Consider the following 14788-nt stretch of genomic DNA (forward strand, 5'->3'; position numbering starts at 1 on the left):
CTGAAAAATTGCTCACATCTTGATGTCGAGTCTCGACGGTCGAGCTCATCGAGCGTCACTGGCAAGCCAATCGATTGCCGACAGCAATGAATCGTTGCTGGCCGCGCCTAATAGCTTGATTGATCGCTGGGTCAGGTTGTCAGTGATGATTAGGGTGGGCGTGGCATCAATTTTCTTCATCGCGGCTTCTTTGACTTGCTGTTGGACACGCTGGCCAGCCTCCGGTGTCGGTGTCGAACAGCCCTCCACCGCCGTGGCCAGATCTGCAGCTTGAGCCGATGACACATCAAGTTGCCCTGGCAGACCAGCACCATTGGAGCGCGTCTGCTGATAGATCAACTCCACGACCGTCCAGAAAGCCTGATTGCCACTGCTCATACCCACACATTCGGCCAGGCGCGTCTCGCGGCTGGCTGTGGGCTCGTGGATGGACAGTGGCAAGTGGTGCCATTGAAGATTGACGTCAGGTTGCGTATCAATCCAGAACTTCAACTGCGGGAAGTAATCCCTGCAGTAGGGGCACTCCAGATCTGCGTACTCGGTGACGGTGAATCTGGCGCCGGGAGCGCCATAGATCCAGGGACCGCTAAAAGCATGGGGCGATGCGGTTTCCATCTCTCTCGGGGCAAAGAGAGTGTAATAGGCAGCACTCAAAAGCATCCCGATTACTGCTGCCAGGAACAGCAGCCTTAGACGACTACCGGTCATGCTGATTCTTCTCCCATGGACGTCGGTTTGCCCAATAGCTCCTGTTCTAATAGCTCCTGCAATGACTGCCTGGCCATATCGGGCTGGGGATGTTCTTTCAGCCAGTTATCCAAAGCTTTACGCAATTGCGATTCGACGTCGCGTCGATCAACCGCGCTGTGTTTGACCACTTGCAGGTGTTCAATCAATACCGGCGCGCAGATCTGCAACGTGGCGAGTGAGACTTCTGTCGACTCCTTACTAAGAATTTGGGTCAGGCTGTCAATCAGGTTTTGAGTCAGGGCATCCATGGCTCTCATGCCAGGTTCTCCAAAGGGGTCGGGAAGGTAAGTTTTGGAGGTTCAATCCCACGCTTTCTATCGAGGTCTTCGGCAACGCCGAGGGCGGCGCCGAGTTCGTCGACACCCAAGGACTGCATCAGGTCGTAACGGTGCTTTTTCTCCTCAGGCTCAGTCATGGCGAGGGCGAGGTAAAGGCTGGGAGGCACTGCCCGGAATAGTACTTCCATCGATTTGGACATGATGACGCCTTCGGTGAATTTGCCACTTTCCTTGCGGGCCGAAAGCATCAGCGATTTTTGCGCCGGCGATAGCTCTCGGAATTTCGCGATTTTCTCGACCTCGTCAGGCGGCATATTCAGACAGATCCACCACTCGATCATGTTGAGCATCGGTGCCGCCGCGGGCGGCAAGTCATCAATGTTTTGGGTGGCGAGCCAGAACCAGGCGCCGAGTTTTCGCCACATTTTGGTGATCTTGATGATGTAGGGCGATAGCAGCGGGTTCTTAGTGACGATGTGGCCTTCGTCCGTCACGTTGACTATAGGGCGACCTTTAAACTGATCGCGCTCGGCAATGTTATTGACCGTGTTGATCAGCGAGATGTAGGCGATCGACAGTTGGGCGTTGTAGCCCTCTCGCGCATAGGTCGCCAAGTCCACAATCGTGATGTCCGCCTCTGGCCACGGTGTGCCGTCACGGTTGAACATCTCGCCATCTGCGCCCATGCAAAACATATCCATGGCCTCGGCCATTTCCAGCATGCGCTCCCGACGAGCTTCGGGAATGGTTGTGTCTTTACCCGCAGCGGTGAGGGCATCTCGAACATCCTGAGTTCGGACTGTGCGTGCCTCTTTCGCACAGGTCTTAGCCGCCGAAAGGATGCAGTGGCGGATGGCACTTCGGTCGGCCCGGGTCAGACGTGCGTCTTCCTTCTCCTCACCACCTGTGATCATCAACCTGGCTACGATTTCCATTTCGCCCAGGACGTCACGCTCGTCCTCGTCATCCGCTGGGAAGGTGGTTGCCGAGTGGTCATCAGACACATCGATATCATCGGCGTCCAGCGTTTTGACCTTGTGCGGTGATTCGACCAGGCGAATGGCATCGGCGAATGGAGCCAGGCTGACGCCTGAGCCGGGGGCCAGCTTCAAGCGGTTGACTGTGAGCCCCAGCTTCTTGGCAAAGTCACCCAACAACCCGAAGCTATTACCTGCCTCGACAATGAACAGCCTGGGTCGATACACGGCGATCAACTGATTGATCAGATAGTTCAGCGTGGCTGACTTACCCGCACCGGTCGGGCCGAAGATGAACATGTGCGCGTTCATCTGCCGGTCCAGCTTGTTCAGCGGGTCCACCGTCAAGGGCGCACCACCTCGGTTGAACAGTGTCAGCCCGGGGTGGCCGGTGCCGCTGGCACGGTCCCAGACAGGGCACAGATTTGCAATGTGTTGGGCAAGCATCATCTGCACGTACCAGTCCAGGGCACGGCTTTGAGTGACATCGAAGTTGGCCGGCAGCCAGCGAAGGTAGCTATTCAACGGCGCTACTTCATCGGCCGGCGAGACGGGTTCCATCCCGGCACCGAGCAGGGCGTTCGTTAATGCCATGCTCCGATCATTTAATTCTTCCTCGTCACGGCCGCTGAGATAGAACGCCACACTGCCGCGATACAGTTTGTGTTTCCTGCCGATGAGTTTGCGCGCGTCGTCCACGGCCTCGCGGGTCAGGGCAGATGCCTGATTATCACCGACCGATTTACGCGCCAACTTCTCCAGGTGCGCCTCGAGGACGTCCTGAGGGGTGATCACCAGGGTGATGTTGAGGACGGTATCCTCTGGCAGCTTATCGAACAGGGCATGCAGAGCATCGCCGCCCTTGCGGGTTTCACCGGTCAAATGCCCGGTCTTGGGTGCCTCGCGCAAGCGATCGAGGACTACCACGCGATGGGGGAGACCATCGAAGTACCACAGGCCTTTGCCAACGTCCGACCGTGGCTCTCTGTAAAACAGGCTTTGGGCGAAGTCGCCGCCGCTGGCCAGCGGCAATTCGTCCTCTTCGGGTTTGCCGGTGCGGGTGTTGACCAGCTCGAAGAAGCGATCAATATCGCTGCGGGCAGAGCCCAAATGATCGGCGTGTGGGTTGAACCAATGCAAGAGCCAGTGCCGGATATCGTGACCATCCATGCGTTTCGTCTTGATGCCGGCGTTGGCCAGGCCGCCGACAAGGCGCTCGCAGATGTTGCGCAGGTACATGGCCGGAGTCTGGCCACGGATCTTTCCATCGCCGGTACTGGTGCTGCGGCGATAGACAACCATGCGAACACGTCGCTGCTGGCCGCGCCATGGCAGTTGCGAGACCTTGGTGTCCTCAAACAGCCCGCCCGGCTTGGAAATCGCCGCCAGGTGGTGTTTGAACAACTGCAGGTACATTTCCGTGAAGGCAGTGCCCTGGGCGCGCGGTTGTATGTACTCGCGCAGTTGCTGCAGGTAATCATCCCAGCTGGTTTCGTCCTTAGCATAAAACTGCACGACCCAGGGCGACTCATCCAGTTCGTCAAAGCTGTCCTGCAGTGCGTTTTCCAGGGCATCACGAGCTTTGCGCAACCATTCCGGATCCCGGCCCTCGGTGCCAATGGGCGTGATCTCAAAGAAGGCTGCCAGCGATTTGCCATCCTCGAGGAGCATGGCCTGCTCATCAGGCAGGTACTCTGCCCAAGGTAATAGATCCACAAAGCTGGGCTTCACGTCATACAAGGCAGAAACATCGGCCACAGTGGCCGGTTTGCTTTTCGAATCCTGCCAGTTGCCGGGCGTTGGTACGCCCTGGGCACTGAGGCGTCCAAGGTAACGCTCCATCGCTTCATCCATGGATGCCGATGCGGCTGATGGTGTTTCCTTCAGTGGTGGCTGAGATATGGGCTCGTCGGCGGTGATCAGCTCTTCAGTGACCTGTTCCAGGGACGTAACCACGGTGTCATTTGCAGGCTTCGAGTGCCTCAGGCTTTCCAGAAGTCCCATCAATAGTCCTCCACCCGTTCACCGGGCATCGCGTACTGCACGCGCTGATAAAGTGGGAAAACGGTCGTGTACCCAGGTACTGGCGCTGGGTCAGAACCCGCCAGGTGCGGGAACACGTACATGACCAGGTCAGGATTGGGCAGACGCTTGAACTGGCTGTAGATCTCGTTTTGAGAGGTGCGGGTGTAGGCCGCGTTTTCCTGCAGGCCGCCCTGACCCGCGTCGAGCGGTCGGCGCAACTGAGCGCGCGCATCGAGCATCTGTCGATTGCTGGAGCTGGTTCCTGAACCTGTGGTGCCGCCATCCCAGACGTCCATCATGGTGTTTTTGCCATGAGGCAGCATTTGTTCCTTGTCCGTGGAGCACCCGCCCAGCAGCGCGATGGCCAACAGGGCGCAAAGGCATGCTGGCTGGCGAAAGAGGCTAGTTGAGTCAGTCCAGATTGGCAGCGGCATGGCGTGCTCCTGTGCCGTAGTTGACCTTGCGGCCTTTGATTTCGTAATCAATGTCCAGCTCCTGGTCCAGGTGCAGGACGACCTTGGCGCCAGGCTCTACGTACACTGCCGCGAACGCCTGGCCGTAAAGTTTGTTCACCCAGGCAGAGATATCGCTGACGCCCGAGTTGAGGATCTGGCCCATGGCCTGGTTACCGGACACACCGGTGGTGCCGAGGGTGCTGCCGGAGCTTGATACGTAGGATGAGGTGGTGTTATCGGTCTTGATCAGTGACGCAGCGCCGGCACCGGCAGCCGTGATCAAGGCCTGGGAACCGATGTATTGAGCGGCGTTGCTGCGCCGTTCACCGCTGATGCAGGGAATGCCATAGGGATCACTGATCCAGCCCATGCCACCCTGGACGGGTTGTGGCTGACCAGCGCTGGCCTGGTTCTGATTTTGGTTGCTGTTGTTCTGCTGGCCATCCTTGCTTGGCGCCGGCAGTGTGCGGATGGTGCCGTCGGTGAAGACGAAGGTCATGCTGCGGATCTGCCCACGCACACACGATAGCGTCCAGTCACCGGACGCCGAGCCGCTGGCCACCGCACCGGCCACGTCCGGCAGGTCGATACCGTTGGCTGTCAGGTTGTCCGGACCGATAAGCACTTTGAAAGGGTAGGGGTCGTTCACAGTGCCATCGACAGGGACACGGCCAATCAGTGCAGACATGGCCACCGACCCCATCAATGTGGAGTTCTGTGGCAGCGTGTAGACCTTACGGACTTTTTTGCGTGACTCCTGCTGACTGGTTGGGCTCATGCTGTCGCTCACACGCTCCGCACCGCTGTTGAGCGCTTTCTGTCCCCGATCCACCGAGTCACCGAATGACGACGGGAAGCTGAAGCTGCTCGGCTGCAGGCTTGATCCAGCAGCGATGGGCTTGCCTGTGGAGTCCACGGCAGTAGCGTCTTGCGGACTGATCCAGATGATTTCCGAGCTATCACTTGGCTTTTTGACGTCAACGCCTTCGCCAGCCGCGATTCCCAGGCCAATGGGCATGTCGTTGTTCGAGGCGGCAGGTTTACCCAAATTGTCGAACTGCTTTTGAATCATTTCAGTCAGACTTTGTTGCCGCTGCACGCTATCCGTTTTCATTTGTTCTGTTGCCGCTTGAACGCGCTGATTGACTACCTGATCGATGTTTCCCAGCTTGAGCTTCAGCGTTTCGTTTTCCTGCTTTGCAGCTTTGTTATCCAAGAGCACCTGGTTGACCTGATCCTTGAGCTGGCGGCCTTCTGCAACCATCGTGCGCAGGGTGTCGCTTGGCGTATCGCCGTCGACGCCCATTGCCTTGGCCTGCTCGGCGGTCAGTTTTGGGCCGCCTGCGTCACCGCCGTCCGTAGCCGGTTTATTGCCAAACGCCTTGATCCCCAGAAACACTGCAAGGACGATAATGGGGATAACCAGTATTTTGAGGAGCGGATTACCTTTCATGATCGGCCTCCTGTTTCACGCGCGGGTCGGCTTGGCCAATTGCCGGGAGCACCGACTGACCGATGCCATGCCCACGGGTGACGACATACAGCGTGGTCGTGTCCGTTGCGTCGCCCTTGGCACCCAGGTAATTGTGTTGAAAGGTCGCCGTCACCAGGTCGCCCATCAATTCCCGTGGATCAAGTGAGAGACGCTGCGTGGTCTGATTGCGCAGCTTGACCGCAGTAACCCAGTAGTCGTCCAGTTGCCATGAGCCCAGTGCGGAGGAGACCACCGGCAGGGTTGGCAGCAGCGTGGAAAGGTCAGCGCGTCGATCCAGCTTCACCTGGATGATGCCCTCCACGGGCTCCACGGTTCGAAGGGGGGCGTACAGCATTTGCGATGCATAGCGAGTGAGAACTACCGGTACGGGCGTTTCACCTTTGGGCGGCGCGTCGTCTTCCTCGGTCTCTTCCTCATCGTTGGTATTGACGGCTGCTGAGGAGGTGCGACTGGTGGCTTTCAGCGCCGGTTTGCTGGTCCCATAACGGGTAGGGGCCGTTTCGCCGGCGATGATTTTGACCGGCTCAAGGGCGGCCTGGTCTTTTGGCGCTGTCATTGCAGCGATATCCACCAGCATGATTTCGCCGGTTTGAACATTTTGCAGCTGCAGGCGTGTGGGTTCGATGGTCTCCTTGGCGAGCAGATAGATCGCACCGCCAATGCTCTGAACCCGCAATTTGTCATTCAGTGATCGAGGGATGCCTACCCGGACATTCTGGTCCAGGAAAACGATGCGTTCTTGTCCGACGACCAGTGGGACCGCCAGTGGCAGCCGTTCCCAGCGCATGATCTCTACTGCCTGGGCTGACCAGGTCGCCATCAGCAGGCAAGCGACGATGCTGAATCGCGCTACGAAGCGGAATACTGTCATTTGGCACCTCCAGCAGGAGGTAGCGGGGTGGCATCGATTCGTTGAGGCGTACCGCTGTAGCAATCCCATGCCATGCCGAAAGGGTTTTTTTCTGGATCGACGTCTTGGCGAATGATGTGTAACGGGTAACGAGCGAGCGCGCGTTTGACCAGCTCCCCACCGAGGTATTCATCAGCGGAGAGATCCAGGTTGACGGTCCATTCGTTGATCGAGAGTTGCTTAACGTGCAACGTCGGCTCGTCGCCATAGCCTCGGCCAGGAATCTCATACACTCCTCGCACACGCTTACGCAGCTCGCCACTATTGCGCCGCAGTTCGAAATCACTTTGCAGGTAGGCTCGGCAGGACGGCGTCAGGTAGGCCGTGAGCTGGATGAGATTACGCTCATAGTCCACTTCACCATTTGTGGGCCAGCGATTCAGTTGCTGGAAGATGTAGAAGCCAAAGGTGTAAACCGACTCTGGCGGTACATCCCACCACTTGCGTGTACTGCCCGATCGCAGATCTGGAGGTACATGGACCGTTAGTTCGCGCGGTGCTGACCACCAGCCGTAGCCCAGGCCTACGCTGATCAAAGCACTCACCACCAGCGCAATACGCAGGCTGACGATATGGGTGCGCTGCGCGTCTGCGAGTTTCCAGAAACGGCTCATATCTGCCCCCGGCGTTTACAGGTCCAGGCGCCTGAGCGGATCACCAGGCGCGCACTGTTCATGAACGTCGGACCTTGCTCTGCAATGAGCCATTGGGCACGGCGATACAGCCAGGTCTCAGGTCGACCGCGCTTGAGCCTGCGCAATACACGCGCGGCGATCAAAAGTCCGGCAGTTCCGCCGGCGAGTGCAGTGACCACTGGCATCGCGGGCGTAACAAAAAATGCCAGCGGAATGCCGATGACAAGACCGACGCCGGCACTGCCGAAAACGGTCACCCACATCTCGTCAGCGGTCAGCCCACCGATGACGACGGGCTGGTTATTCAGTCTGCTCGGAAGGAAAAGCAACGTTCCGTCATCATGCTGATCACTCATCAGTGCACCTTAATCGTCAGAGTACGGAAGTGGCTTTTGTGACCAGGAAGATCGTGATACCGATCAGGCAGACCCCCACTGTTGCAGTCGCACCGAGGTCGGCCCATTTCGCCTTCCCCATGTGAATTTCGTGATAAACCCCGATCCCATGACGGCCGACCATGATCAACGCGGCGGCACACATCACCAGTCCAATGAGGGTGAAACCATCGAACATGTAGTTCTGGATCGTCTGCATGATGCTCGTGCCTTCACCCCGAGTAGGGGCCTGGGCCTGCGGCAAGGCCGCGAATGACATCTGCGGTAACGCGGTCAACAAAACTGCTGCCTGAATGGCCGAGGCGGTCCTGATGCGTTTTACGCTTGCAGATAAGCGAGGAAGGAACGGCATTTAAATCTCCTAAAGGTCAGTGCAAAAGCATGAAACTCATGATCATGAACATCAGGGTCCAGCGGATGACCCCGGCGGTTGCCGCGGCTTGATCAAGATTGCGTGTCGACCAGCCGCGGTAGATGCTCTGGAACACCCACACTCCCCACAGCGTGGTGACGACGACGGCCAACCCCACCCACAAGACGTTGCTGTCGGCAGCGGAGAACCCGCCTGCGGTCTGGAACGCGCTGGATTGGGCAGAGGACATCGTCATGGCTGACGTTCGCTGTTGGTGGTGTAGTGCCCCGACAGCTCGGTGGTGTCTCTGGGCTGTGCCCGGGACGGCGAGAGGTAGTCCTGCAGGCCTTGGCGCATACGCGCGACGTCGCCTGCCAGGCGCTGGTAATCGAAGTGATAACGCTGGGACCCATCGTTGGGCAGTTCTCCGCTGCGCCGCGCAACAGCTTCGAGCGCATTGAGTTCGCGAATCATGACTTCGACGTTCGCCTGCTCGGAGGCAGTGCCTGCGGCTTGTGCCTGGTTCACGCAGAACAGGCTGGCAACGATGAAGGTGACCATGCACCCGTTGCATAGCAACGAGCCGGTTTTCTTCGGGGGAGTGATTTTCAATTTGGGGGCCTCAGTATCCTGCTGCGGGGCAATGTCCACAGCATGACCAGAGGCCAGATTTGAATCAGCAGGAAACCCTTATCAGGTCCAAGAGGGTTTAAATGCGCCTGTAAACACGAACAATCAGCGGGCCTGTGAGCGCTTGAAGAACAGCAAAAAGCCGGTGGTTAACGCATATCCAAATGCCCAACCTTGAGCGTTTTGATTGCCTACCTGGTCGTGGCCACGGTTGATCGGTTGAGCGCTTACCAGCTCCCATCCTTCCAGGCCATGACGATTGAGCACGGCCAGGGATTCAGGACTGTTCAGGTAGGCCTGAATGTCCGGCTCAGTGGTTTCGTTGGTGGATTTGAAGAGCAGACCGCTGGTGACGGTCTTGTAAGGGAGGGGGACGAAAGCGTGGGTGTATTCGAATGAAGGCATGGGGCACCGGCTGCAAGTTGGGTCAAAGCAGGCTTGCAGCCGATGGCGCGGTACAGCAAGGCGAAACCCTTTTTTGTGTCGTTTAGGGTTTCGGGGACAGACGGACCCATTGGTGCCATGATGGGAGCGCCAGAGACCCCGGAAATCATGGACATCCTCAAATCTGGTTGACACAAGTGTCACCTTGTATATCCTTGTTGTTGAGGACTGCAACTGCGCATTCGTCGGGACTGGGTACCAGCAAAGGCCCCCCCGCATTTTTGGCAGCAGAGGAAGCTGGTTTCTCTGAAGTAGTGACGACGGGCATAGCCGGTCGGATTCTGAACCCAAGGTCGCTAGACTGGGAGCTAAAGAATCGCTGCGACTACTCCTCTAGAACATTGAAAAGGCGCCCTTGGGGCGCCTTTTTCATTTGTGTGTTGGCTTTGGTTCAGGTGCTGTGAGATCAGGTTTCATCGGTCGCGGAATCTGACCTACCAACGTGCCATGCGCTCGACGCTGGGGATACCAAGTCACAACGTAATATCCAAACCCGCTAGTACGCTCATGACGTGGTTCAAGGATTAGTGTTCCTGCAGACGTCCTGAGCACCGCAATGCGGTTTCCGCCACGTTGCTCTTTGAACTCACAGTAGATTTGCGCTCCTGGAACAATCATTTTTGCGATGTGCCCGGCCACTCCGTCGATGGTGGCACAACCTTGCTTAAGCAAATCCGGTTGATGCGCTTCCCAAATGTGAATTACACCAAAACCGCTATTCGCTCGGCGGTGAACACCCACGCGCAAATAGACCTCACCCCCCGGCAAACCAAATTTCGGCATGTCTGGAATTGTGCCAAAGCTAAACCCGCCGTCAGGATGGGCTAGTAGTGTGTTTTCTTTGAGTTTGAGCAGTTCAGACAAAACCGAATCCAGACTATGACAGACGATAGAAACTAGCCGTCACGATTGTGACACGACTGAAATAAGACGTGACGAACAGCCACGTACAGACCAGGGGCAATGGAACACACGGCCCGTTACCTTGCCGAAGCTATCAGTGCTTTGTTGTCTTTGAACCGCTGCATGATATCGATTACCAAGGAGTTGATCGCAAGAATTTTCATCGCTCTGGTCACTGACACGTACAGTAGGTTCAGCTCATCGTCGCGCTTTGCCGCATCGATGTCGGGTGACAGAGGATCTGCGCTGAAGTCCTCGTACAGACATACAAAATCCCACTCCAGGCCCTTCGCTCGATGGGCGGTGGTCAGCGTGACCGTAGCGTCCAGCTCGTTGGTGACGGAGCTTTGCCGCAATCCGTCGATCCGCGCCGGCAGATCTGGATACGCCTCAATGATCCTGATCGACCGCAGCATTTCAGGATCCTGAGTCGCCTTTGCGATCACGACATACTGGTCGTAGTCCCTGTAGTCCGTCAGCAGTTTGCGGTTCTGCACGTTGTCCCTGATATCGCGGCTGAAGTAGAACAGATCCTCGAGGTCGCGCAATGAGTAACTGTCGATGCCTCCGACCCAGTGCATCCGATGATTTTTGCTCACCAAGCTCAGTGCATTTTCGATTACGCCACTGACAGTGCGGTGCAGAAACGTTTGGTGAGGCAGACCCTCCGGCAACTTTCGCTTCACCTGGGTGGGCTGGCCAAGGCCCTGCAAAGGGATCGTTTCGCCCTTGAAGGACAGAATGATGTTGGCTACATGGGCCACCGCTGGGCCAAAGCGAAAGCTCTTGGTCAGGTAATGGTGTTCAGCATCTCGCATCCAGGCACCGCTCAATGCATCCACGGCGCCGCGGAAGCGATAGAGCTGCTGATGCCGGTCACCCACTGTGACCTGGGTAATTTTCTGAGACTGGACCAGGTCCGCAATGACCGGGTTAACATCCTGCCCCTCATCGAGGAGCACAGCATCGAAGCGCTGACTCAGATCCGGCTTACTCAACTGGTAGAGCTTCAAATAGCCATCGTGGGTCATCGATACGCTGCGATCCTGCAGATCCACCATACGTGCCCAGATGCTTTTCGCTGCATTGACGGCCTTGGTCTGATAGTCCTGCTGAGCGGAAGTGAGCATTCGATTGTTCTGGAAACGAAGCAGGTGAGCGCTGTTCAATGACATGTATTTGCTGGCCATGAACACATTCAAGATCGACACAACGTCCTTGGCCAACTCCCAATCCTGGATCTTTAGCGTGCGCGCGATATCGGTCAGCCGCAGATTACCTGACAGTTTGTGCTTGTACTGAGTGCCATAGACGGCGTGAGCCAAGCCATGGGCGGTTTTGCAGGTGACATTGCGCGGGAAGCGGTTTTTCGCCGCCATCTCTACCGCTTTGTTGTAGCAAAGGTAAAGCATGCGCATGGAGGACTTCTCCTCGGCATACCCGACCAGCATCGTGGTTTTTCCTGTACCGGCGTAGGCTTGCACCAGCAGCTTCTTGGCCTGTGACTGAATTGCCGGTGTCTGTTCATCGGTCCAACGCATGTTCATCACCACAAAGTTTTGCGCACTAACAGGCGATCAACACGCACCTGCAACTGCTGGAGAATGGGTTTACAGGTACTTCTTGAAACTGGAAGCGGTAATGCTCACCGAGAGCCCCAGAAGCGCGGCGCATGGCAGCAGCACCAGTAATGGGCTGACACTGAAAGGCAGAGCCAGATAGAGCGACCAGGGCATGATCACCAGGGGCATCATCGTCGAGCGCGCCTTGTGGTACAGATAACTGGATTCTCGGCCTGCACCGAAGCGCCGCAGATCCCGCCGTACCAGCCCGTCGACGAACCCGACAAATGCCGCCATCACGAACAGTGGGATCGCCAAGGTGAGAATGACCAGGCGCACGCAGAACACCAGTGCGGTGTAGAGCGCGGCCAGGCCATAGTCCTGGACCTTGGTGACCACCCATGCCAGCTCATAGGTGAAGTCAAACCCACCGCCAGGACGCCCGTGCTGGGCATAGGCGGTCATTTTGGTCAGCCAGTCGAGTAGGCCCGTCTTCACTACCAGCCAGTCATAGGTAAGCTGGACCAGCCACTTGGCGGTGTGCCCGGGTTCTTGGACGATTACACTTTGCAGAAAACCCTGAGACAGCCACCCAAGCTCGTGATCGAGCATGCCCTGGGAGTGATGCCAACCAGCCTCCGGCCAAAAGAAATAGAGGCACAGCCACTCGACGATGATCGCGCCGCCGAGTGAGAGGAACATCACACCGATGAAACGGAAGGGCAGGCTTAGCAGGGAGCCAAACCAGGTCTGTTCCCTGATCTGCTGTTGCTGCGCTTTTTCGGCCACGTCAGCCATGAGTTACGTCTCCTACTCAGGCGGCCGCGTCATCGGGCTTGGCGATTTGCTGGAAGTCCTCGATCAGGTCCAGGGGCAGCGCTTCAGTGAGAGATCGATACCCTGGGGCTTCCCACCAGCCACTGTCTCCCACTTTGCCCACTTGGTAGGTCTGCCGCATGCTTTCGGCCAGGGCTTTTAAATCCGGCGGCATGACTTCATCCGGATCGTTCGCCGGCAGGGGCATGCGGACTTTCCACAGGTTGCCGCCCTCGATCAGCGCGAAACACTGACCTTTGGGCAGTCCGACGACGTGGGCAGGCTCGATCATCGGCACGCTGACCGAGCTGACCTGGTCATGAGTGTTGGAGGTGAATGCCGTTTCGCCCGACGCGGCATCGCTGGCAGAGCTGGCCGGTGTCGTGGTGAATACCTGCACCTTGGGCAACTGATTGGTCAGCAGCTCTGCCGTGGACGTTTCACGAACGCGCAACATGAACACGTTGTTGAAGTTACCGATCACCTGGCCGGCCTTGGCCTTGTTACCGATCTTCGCCTCGATGTCGCTCATGGTTTGGGTGTAGGCCGTCACTTGCATGCCGGCGCCGCCGCCCTTGTTGATCATTGGGATGAACTCTTCGCCCATCAGCTCGTTGAATTCATCGGCGTGCAGGTTGATCGGCACCTTCGAGCCCGCGATGGCACCGGGTAGCCCGTCATCGATACCGAACTTGTAGATGTGGCCGGCCACCGAGACCAGGTCGGAGAACATGGAGTTGCCCACGGCTGCGGCCACCTCGGTATCCGACAGCGCATCGAGGCCGACATACACAACAGCGCGTTTGCGAACGACCTGCATCCAGTCGAAGATCGGGCGCGGGTCGTTGACGTCCTGGTAGTCGGGCGAAATCAGCTCAGCCATGCGCCCGGTGGTAAGCTTTTCCAGCAGCGGCAGCAGGGATGCCACAATCTTGTCAAAGTAGGTCTTGTCGTAACGGACCGCGCTGCGCAGGCCGTCCATAACTGGATCTGATACCCGGGTCTGCGAGAGATATTGGTCAATCGCAACCACCCGGAACGGGCGGCCTTTCATGTTGAACGGAATGTTCTTATCGTTGAGCTTGCCTTCAATCGCTACGATGCTGTCCCAGGCCTTGGGATCGTTTTCCGCGAAGTACTTGGTCGCGTACTCGACGAATATGCCCTCGATGTTGATCACGTGTTGCTGGATCTGCAGGTAGTCAGGTCGACGGCCGAGCGCCACCAGCGCCCGGGCGATGATGTTGACGAATCGCCAGGCGAATTCGCGGAACGCCGCGGAGTTGCCTTCACCGGAAAGTTGACCCGCGATACGGGTGGCCACCTCAGATATTCGACCAAATCGGCCCACGGCGTTGTAGCGTGCCGAATGATCCGGCCAGCCCAGGTGGAAGACATAGAACTCACTCAAACGGCCAGCCCGCTTGGCTTCGACGTACATTCGTTTGAGGAGATCGGCGTCGCCTTTAGGGTCAAACACAATAACGACCTCGTGCTGGCCATTGCGTTTACGGCGTATATCCTGGGTGATGAACAGCTCAGCCAGGCGGGTTTTGCCAACCCGGGTGGTGCCCAAGACAATCGAATGGCCGACCCGCTCGCTCAGGGGCAGAGAGACGTTTTCCTCATAGGGCTCGATGCCGTGCAAGCGTGGCAACCCACCGACCGGGGGCAGCGGCCGCATGGGATTGATCGGAACGTCCCACGACGTCGCCCTGGCCAGCACCTTGATCGGCCAGGGCGCAAACTCTGCTCGCTGCTCGAAGCGACGGGCCATTCGAAACAGTGGCGTAGCCTCCACATAGCTTGCGTACTGCGGAAGATAGGTGTCCATGAGCCGCTGGGTGTGTCGCTGATGCCAGCGAAAGCCCAGGCCGATGAACAGCCGCTCATTGCTGACCGGCACTTCCTTACTGGTCATGGTGTAGTGAGGCAGCCGGCGAATGTTTCTTCGGTACCGCAAAACTCGCGATGCTTGCTTCAACCGCGTCACGCCCAAGACCAGAAAGCCTGCCGCGCTGACGGCTCCAAAAAGAGGGGTGAGCGCAAATGCCCAGGGTGCGAATACACAGAGAAATGCGCCGGCGGCGCATACCGCAACGGTATAGAGTTCAACTGCAGGTCGAAGGAGGGAGTCAATCGCATAGTCGGTGGCCATCTG

The 14788-nt window shown here is 57.6% G+C and carries 16 protein-coding genes; all 16 read right to left on the bottom strand.

The features are described 5' to 3' along the window. Positions 1–45 precede the first annotated feature (45 nt). Entirely contained in the window at positions 46–708 is a 663-nt protein-coding gene (locus tag M2401_RS33580; RefSeq protein WP_259111251.1) for a DsbA family protein, read from the bottom strand. Continuing rightward, positions 705–1007 carry a hypothetical protein gene (locus M2401_RS33585; protein ID WP_259111253.1) on the bottom strand — a complete coding sequence of 101 codons (303 nt, stop codon included), beginning with the start codon at positions 1005–1007 and terminating at the stop codon, positions 705–707. The genes M2401_RS33580 and M2401_RS33585 overlap by 4 nt, the downstream gene beginning before the upstream one ends. Beyond that, positions 1004–3859, bottom strand: coding sequence for a conjugative transfer ATPase (locus M2401_RS33590; protein WP_259111325.1), 2856 nt, complete (start codon positions 3857–3859; stop codon positions 1004–1006). The genes M2401_RS33585 and M2401_RS33590 overlap by 4 nt, the downstream gene beginning before the upstream one ends. Before the next feature lie 149 nt (positions 3860–4008). After that, positions 4009–4464, bottom strand: a complete 456-nt coding sequence (locus tag M2401_RS33595; RefSeq protein WP_259111254.1) for a TIGR03751 family conjugal transfer lipoprotein — start codon at positions 4462–4464, stop codon at positions 4009–4011. After that, the gene (locus M2401_RS33600) at positions 4442–5938 is read right to left on the bottom strand and encodes a TIGR03752 family integrating conjugative element protein (RefSeq protein ID WP_259111255.1); all 1497 of its coding nucleotides are present in this window, start codon (positions 5936–5938) and stop codon (positions 4442–4444) included. Before M2401_RS33600 ends, M2401_RS33595 begins: the two co-directional genes overlap by 23 nt. Beyond that, complete coding sequence (locus M2401_RS33605) at positions 5928–6800, bottom strand: TIGR03749 family integrating conjugative element protein (protein ID WP_409034028.1); 873 nt, start codon at positions 6798–6800, stop codon at positions 5928–5930. The genes M2401_RS33600 and M2401_RS33605 overlap by 11 nt, the downstream gene beginning before the upstream one ends. A gap of 47 nt (positions 6801–6847) precedes the next feature. Next, a complete protein-coding gene (locus M2401_RS33610; RefSeq protein WP_259111257.1) occupies positions 6848–7504 on the bottom strand; it encodes a PFL_4703 family integrating conjugative element protein in 657 nt (218 codons plus the stop codon). Next, positions 7501–7881: a TIGR03750 family conjugal transfer protein gene (locus M2401_RS33615; protein WP_259111258.1), complete on the bottom strand. Its 381-nt coding sequence runs from the start codon at positions 7879–7881 to the stop codon at positions 7501–7503. Before M2401_RS33615 ends, M2401_RS33610 begins: the two co-directional genes overlap by 4 nt. Before the next feature lie 16 nt (positions 7882–7897). Continuing rightward, positions 7898–8272 carry a TIGR03745 family integrating conjugative element membrane protein gene (locus M2401_RS33620; RefSeq protein WP_259111260.1) on the bottom strand — a complete coding sequence of 125 codons (375 nt, stop codon included), beginning with the start codon at positions 8270–8272 and terminating at the stop codon, positions 7898–7900. Positions 8273–8288: 16 nt separating this feature from the next. Further along, positions 8289–8528, bottom strand: a complete 240-nt coding sequence (locus M2401_RS33625) for a TIGR03758 family integrating conjugative element protein (RefSeq protein ID WP_259111261.1) — start codon at positions 8526–8528, stop codon at positions 8289–8291. After that, positions 8525–8833 (bottom strand): RAQPRD family integrative conjugative element protein, encoded by a 309-nt coding sequence (locus M2401_RS33630; protein WP_259111326.1) that lies wholly within the window; start codon positions 8831–8833, stop codon positions 8525–8527. Before M2401_RS33630 ends, M2401_RS33625 begins: the two co-directional genes overlap by 4 nt. A gap of 174 nt (positions 8834–9007) precedes the next feature. Next, positions 9008–9307, bottom strand: a complete 300-nt coding sequence (locus tag M2401_RS33635) for a DUF4177 domain-containing protein (protein WP_259111262.1) — start codon at positions 9305–9307, stop codon at positions 9008–9010. Positions 9308–9715: 408 nt separating this feature from the next. Next, on the bottom strand, positions 9716–10210 hold the full coding sequence (locus tag M2401_RS33640) for a hypothetical protein (protein ID WP_259111264.1): 495 nt from the start codon (positions 10208–10210) through the stop codon (positions 9716–9718). Between the two features lie 116 nt (positions 10211–10326). Further along, on the bottom strand, positions 10327–11790 hold the full coding sequence (locus tag M2401_RS33645; RefSeq protein ID WP_259111265.1) for a UvrD-helicase domain-containing protein: 1464 nt from the start codon (positions 11788–11790) through the stop codon (positions 10327–10329). Positions 11791–11859: 69 nt separating this feature from the next. Then, positions 11860–12609 (bottom strand): TIGR03747 family integrating conjugative element membrane protein, encoded by a 750-nt coding sequence (locus tag M2401_RS33650; protein WP_259111266.1) that lies wholly within the window; start codon positions 12607–12609, stop codon positions 11860–11862. 16 nt (positions 12610–12625) lie between these two features. Then, on the bottom strand, positions 12626–14785 hold the full coding sequence (traD, locus tag M2401_RS33655) for a type IV conjugative transfer system coupling protein TraD (RefSeq protein WP_259111267.1): 2160 nt from the start codon (positions 14783–14785) through the stop codon (positions 12626–12628). Positions 14786–14788: the final 3 nt, after the last annotated feature.

This window comes from Pseudomonas sp. JUb42 (genome assembly GCF_024807945.1).
In the GTDB taxonomy this organism is placed as follows: domain Bacteria; phylum Pseudomonadota; class Gammaproteobacteria; order Pseudomonadales; family Pseudomonadaceae; genus Aquipseudomonas.

What these genes read in the sequence shown, in the direction of transcription:
- M2401_RS33605 (WP_409034028.1), bottom strand. Translation starts at nt 6,800, where the DNA reads ATGGCGACCTGGTCAGCCCAGGCAGTAGAGATCATGCGCTGGGAACGG.
- M2401_RS33625 (WP_259111261.1), bottom strand. Translation starts at nt 8,528, where the DNA reads ATGACGATGTCCTCTGCCCAATCCAGCGCGTTCCAGACCGCAGGCGGG.
- M2401_RS33650 (WP_259111266.1), bottom strand. Translation starts at nt 12,609, where the DNA reads ATGGCTGACGTGGCCGAAAAAGCGCAGCAACAGCAGATCAGGGAACAG.
- traD (WP_259111267.1), bottom strand. Translation starts at nt 14,785, where the DNA reads ATGGCCACCGACTATGCGATTGACTCCCTCCTTCGACCTGCAGTTGAA.
- M2401_RS33620 (WP_259111260.1), bottom strand. Translation starts at nt 8,272, where the DNA reads ATGCCGTTCCTTCCTCGCTTATCTGCAAGCGTAAAACGCATCAGGACC.
- M2401_RS33635 (WP_259111262.1), bottom strand. Translation starts at nt 9,307, where the DNA reads ATGCCTTCATTCGAATACACCCACGCTTTCGTCCCCCTCCCTTACAAG.
- M2401_RS33630 (WP_259111326.1), bottom strand. Translation starts at nt 8,833, where the DNA reads ATGGTCACCTTCATCGTTGCCAGCCTGTTCTGCGTGAACCAGGCACAA.
- M2401_RS33600 (WP_259111255.1), bottom strand. Translation starts at nt 5,938, where the DNA reads ATGAAAGGTAATCCGCTCCTCAAAATACTGGTTATCCCCATTATCGTC.
- M2401_RS33585 (WP_259111253.1), bottom strand. Translation starts at nt 1,007, where the DNA reads ATGAGAGCCATGGATGCCCTGACTCAAAACCTGATTGACAGCCTGACC.
- M2401_RS33590 (WP_259111325.1), bottom strand. Translation starts at nt 3,859, where the DNA reads ATGGATGAAGCGATGGAGCGTTACCTTGGACGCCTCAGTGCCCAGGGC.
- M2401_RS33580 (WP_259111251.1), bottom strand. Translation starts at nt 708, where the DNA reads ATGACCGGTAGTCGTCTAAGGCTGCTGTTCCTGGCAGCAGTAATCGGG.
- M2401_RS33615 (WP_259111258.1), bottom strand. Translation starts at nt 7,881, where the DNA reads ATGAGTGATCAGCATGATGACGGAACGTTGCTTTTCCTTCCGAGCAGA.
- M2401_RS33645 (WP_259111265.1), bottom strand. Translation starts at nt 11,790, where the DNA reads ATGCGTTGGACCGATGAACAGACACCGGCAATTCAGTCACAGGCCAAG.
- M2401_RS33595 (WP_259111254.1), bottom strand. Translation starts at nt 4,464, where the DNA reads ATGCCGCTGCCAATCTGGACTGACTCAACTAGCCTCTTTCGCCAGCCA.
- M2401_RS33610 (WP_259111257.1), bottom strand. Translation starts at nt 7,504, where the DNA reads ATGAGCCGTTTCTGGAAACTCGCAGACGCGCAGCGCACCCATATCGTC.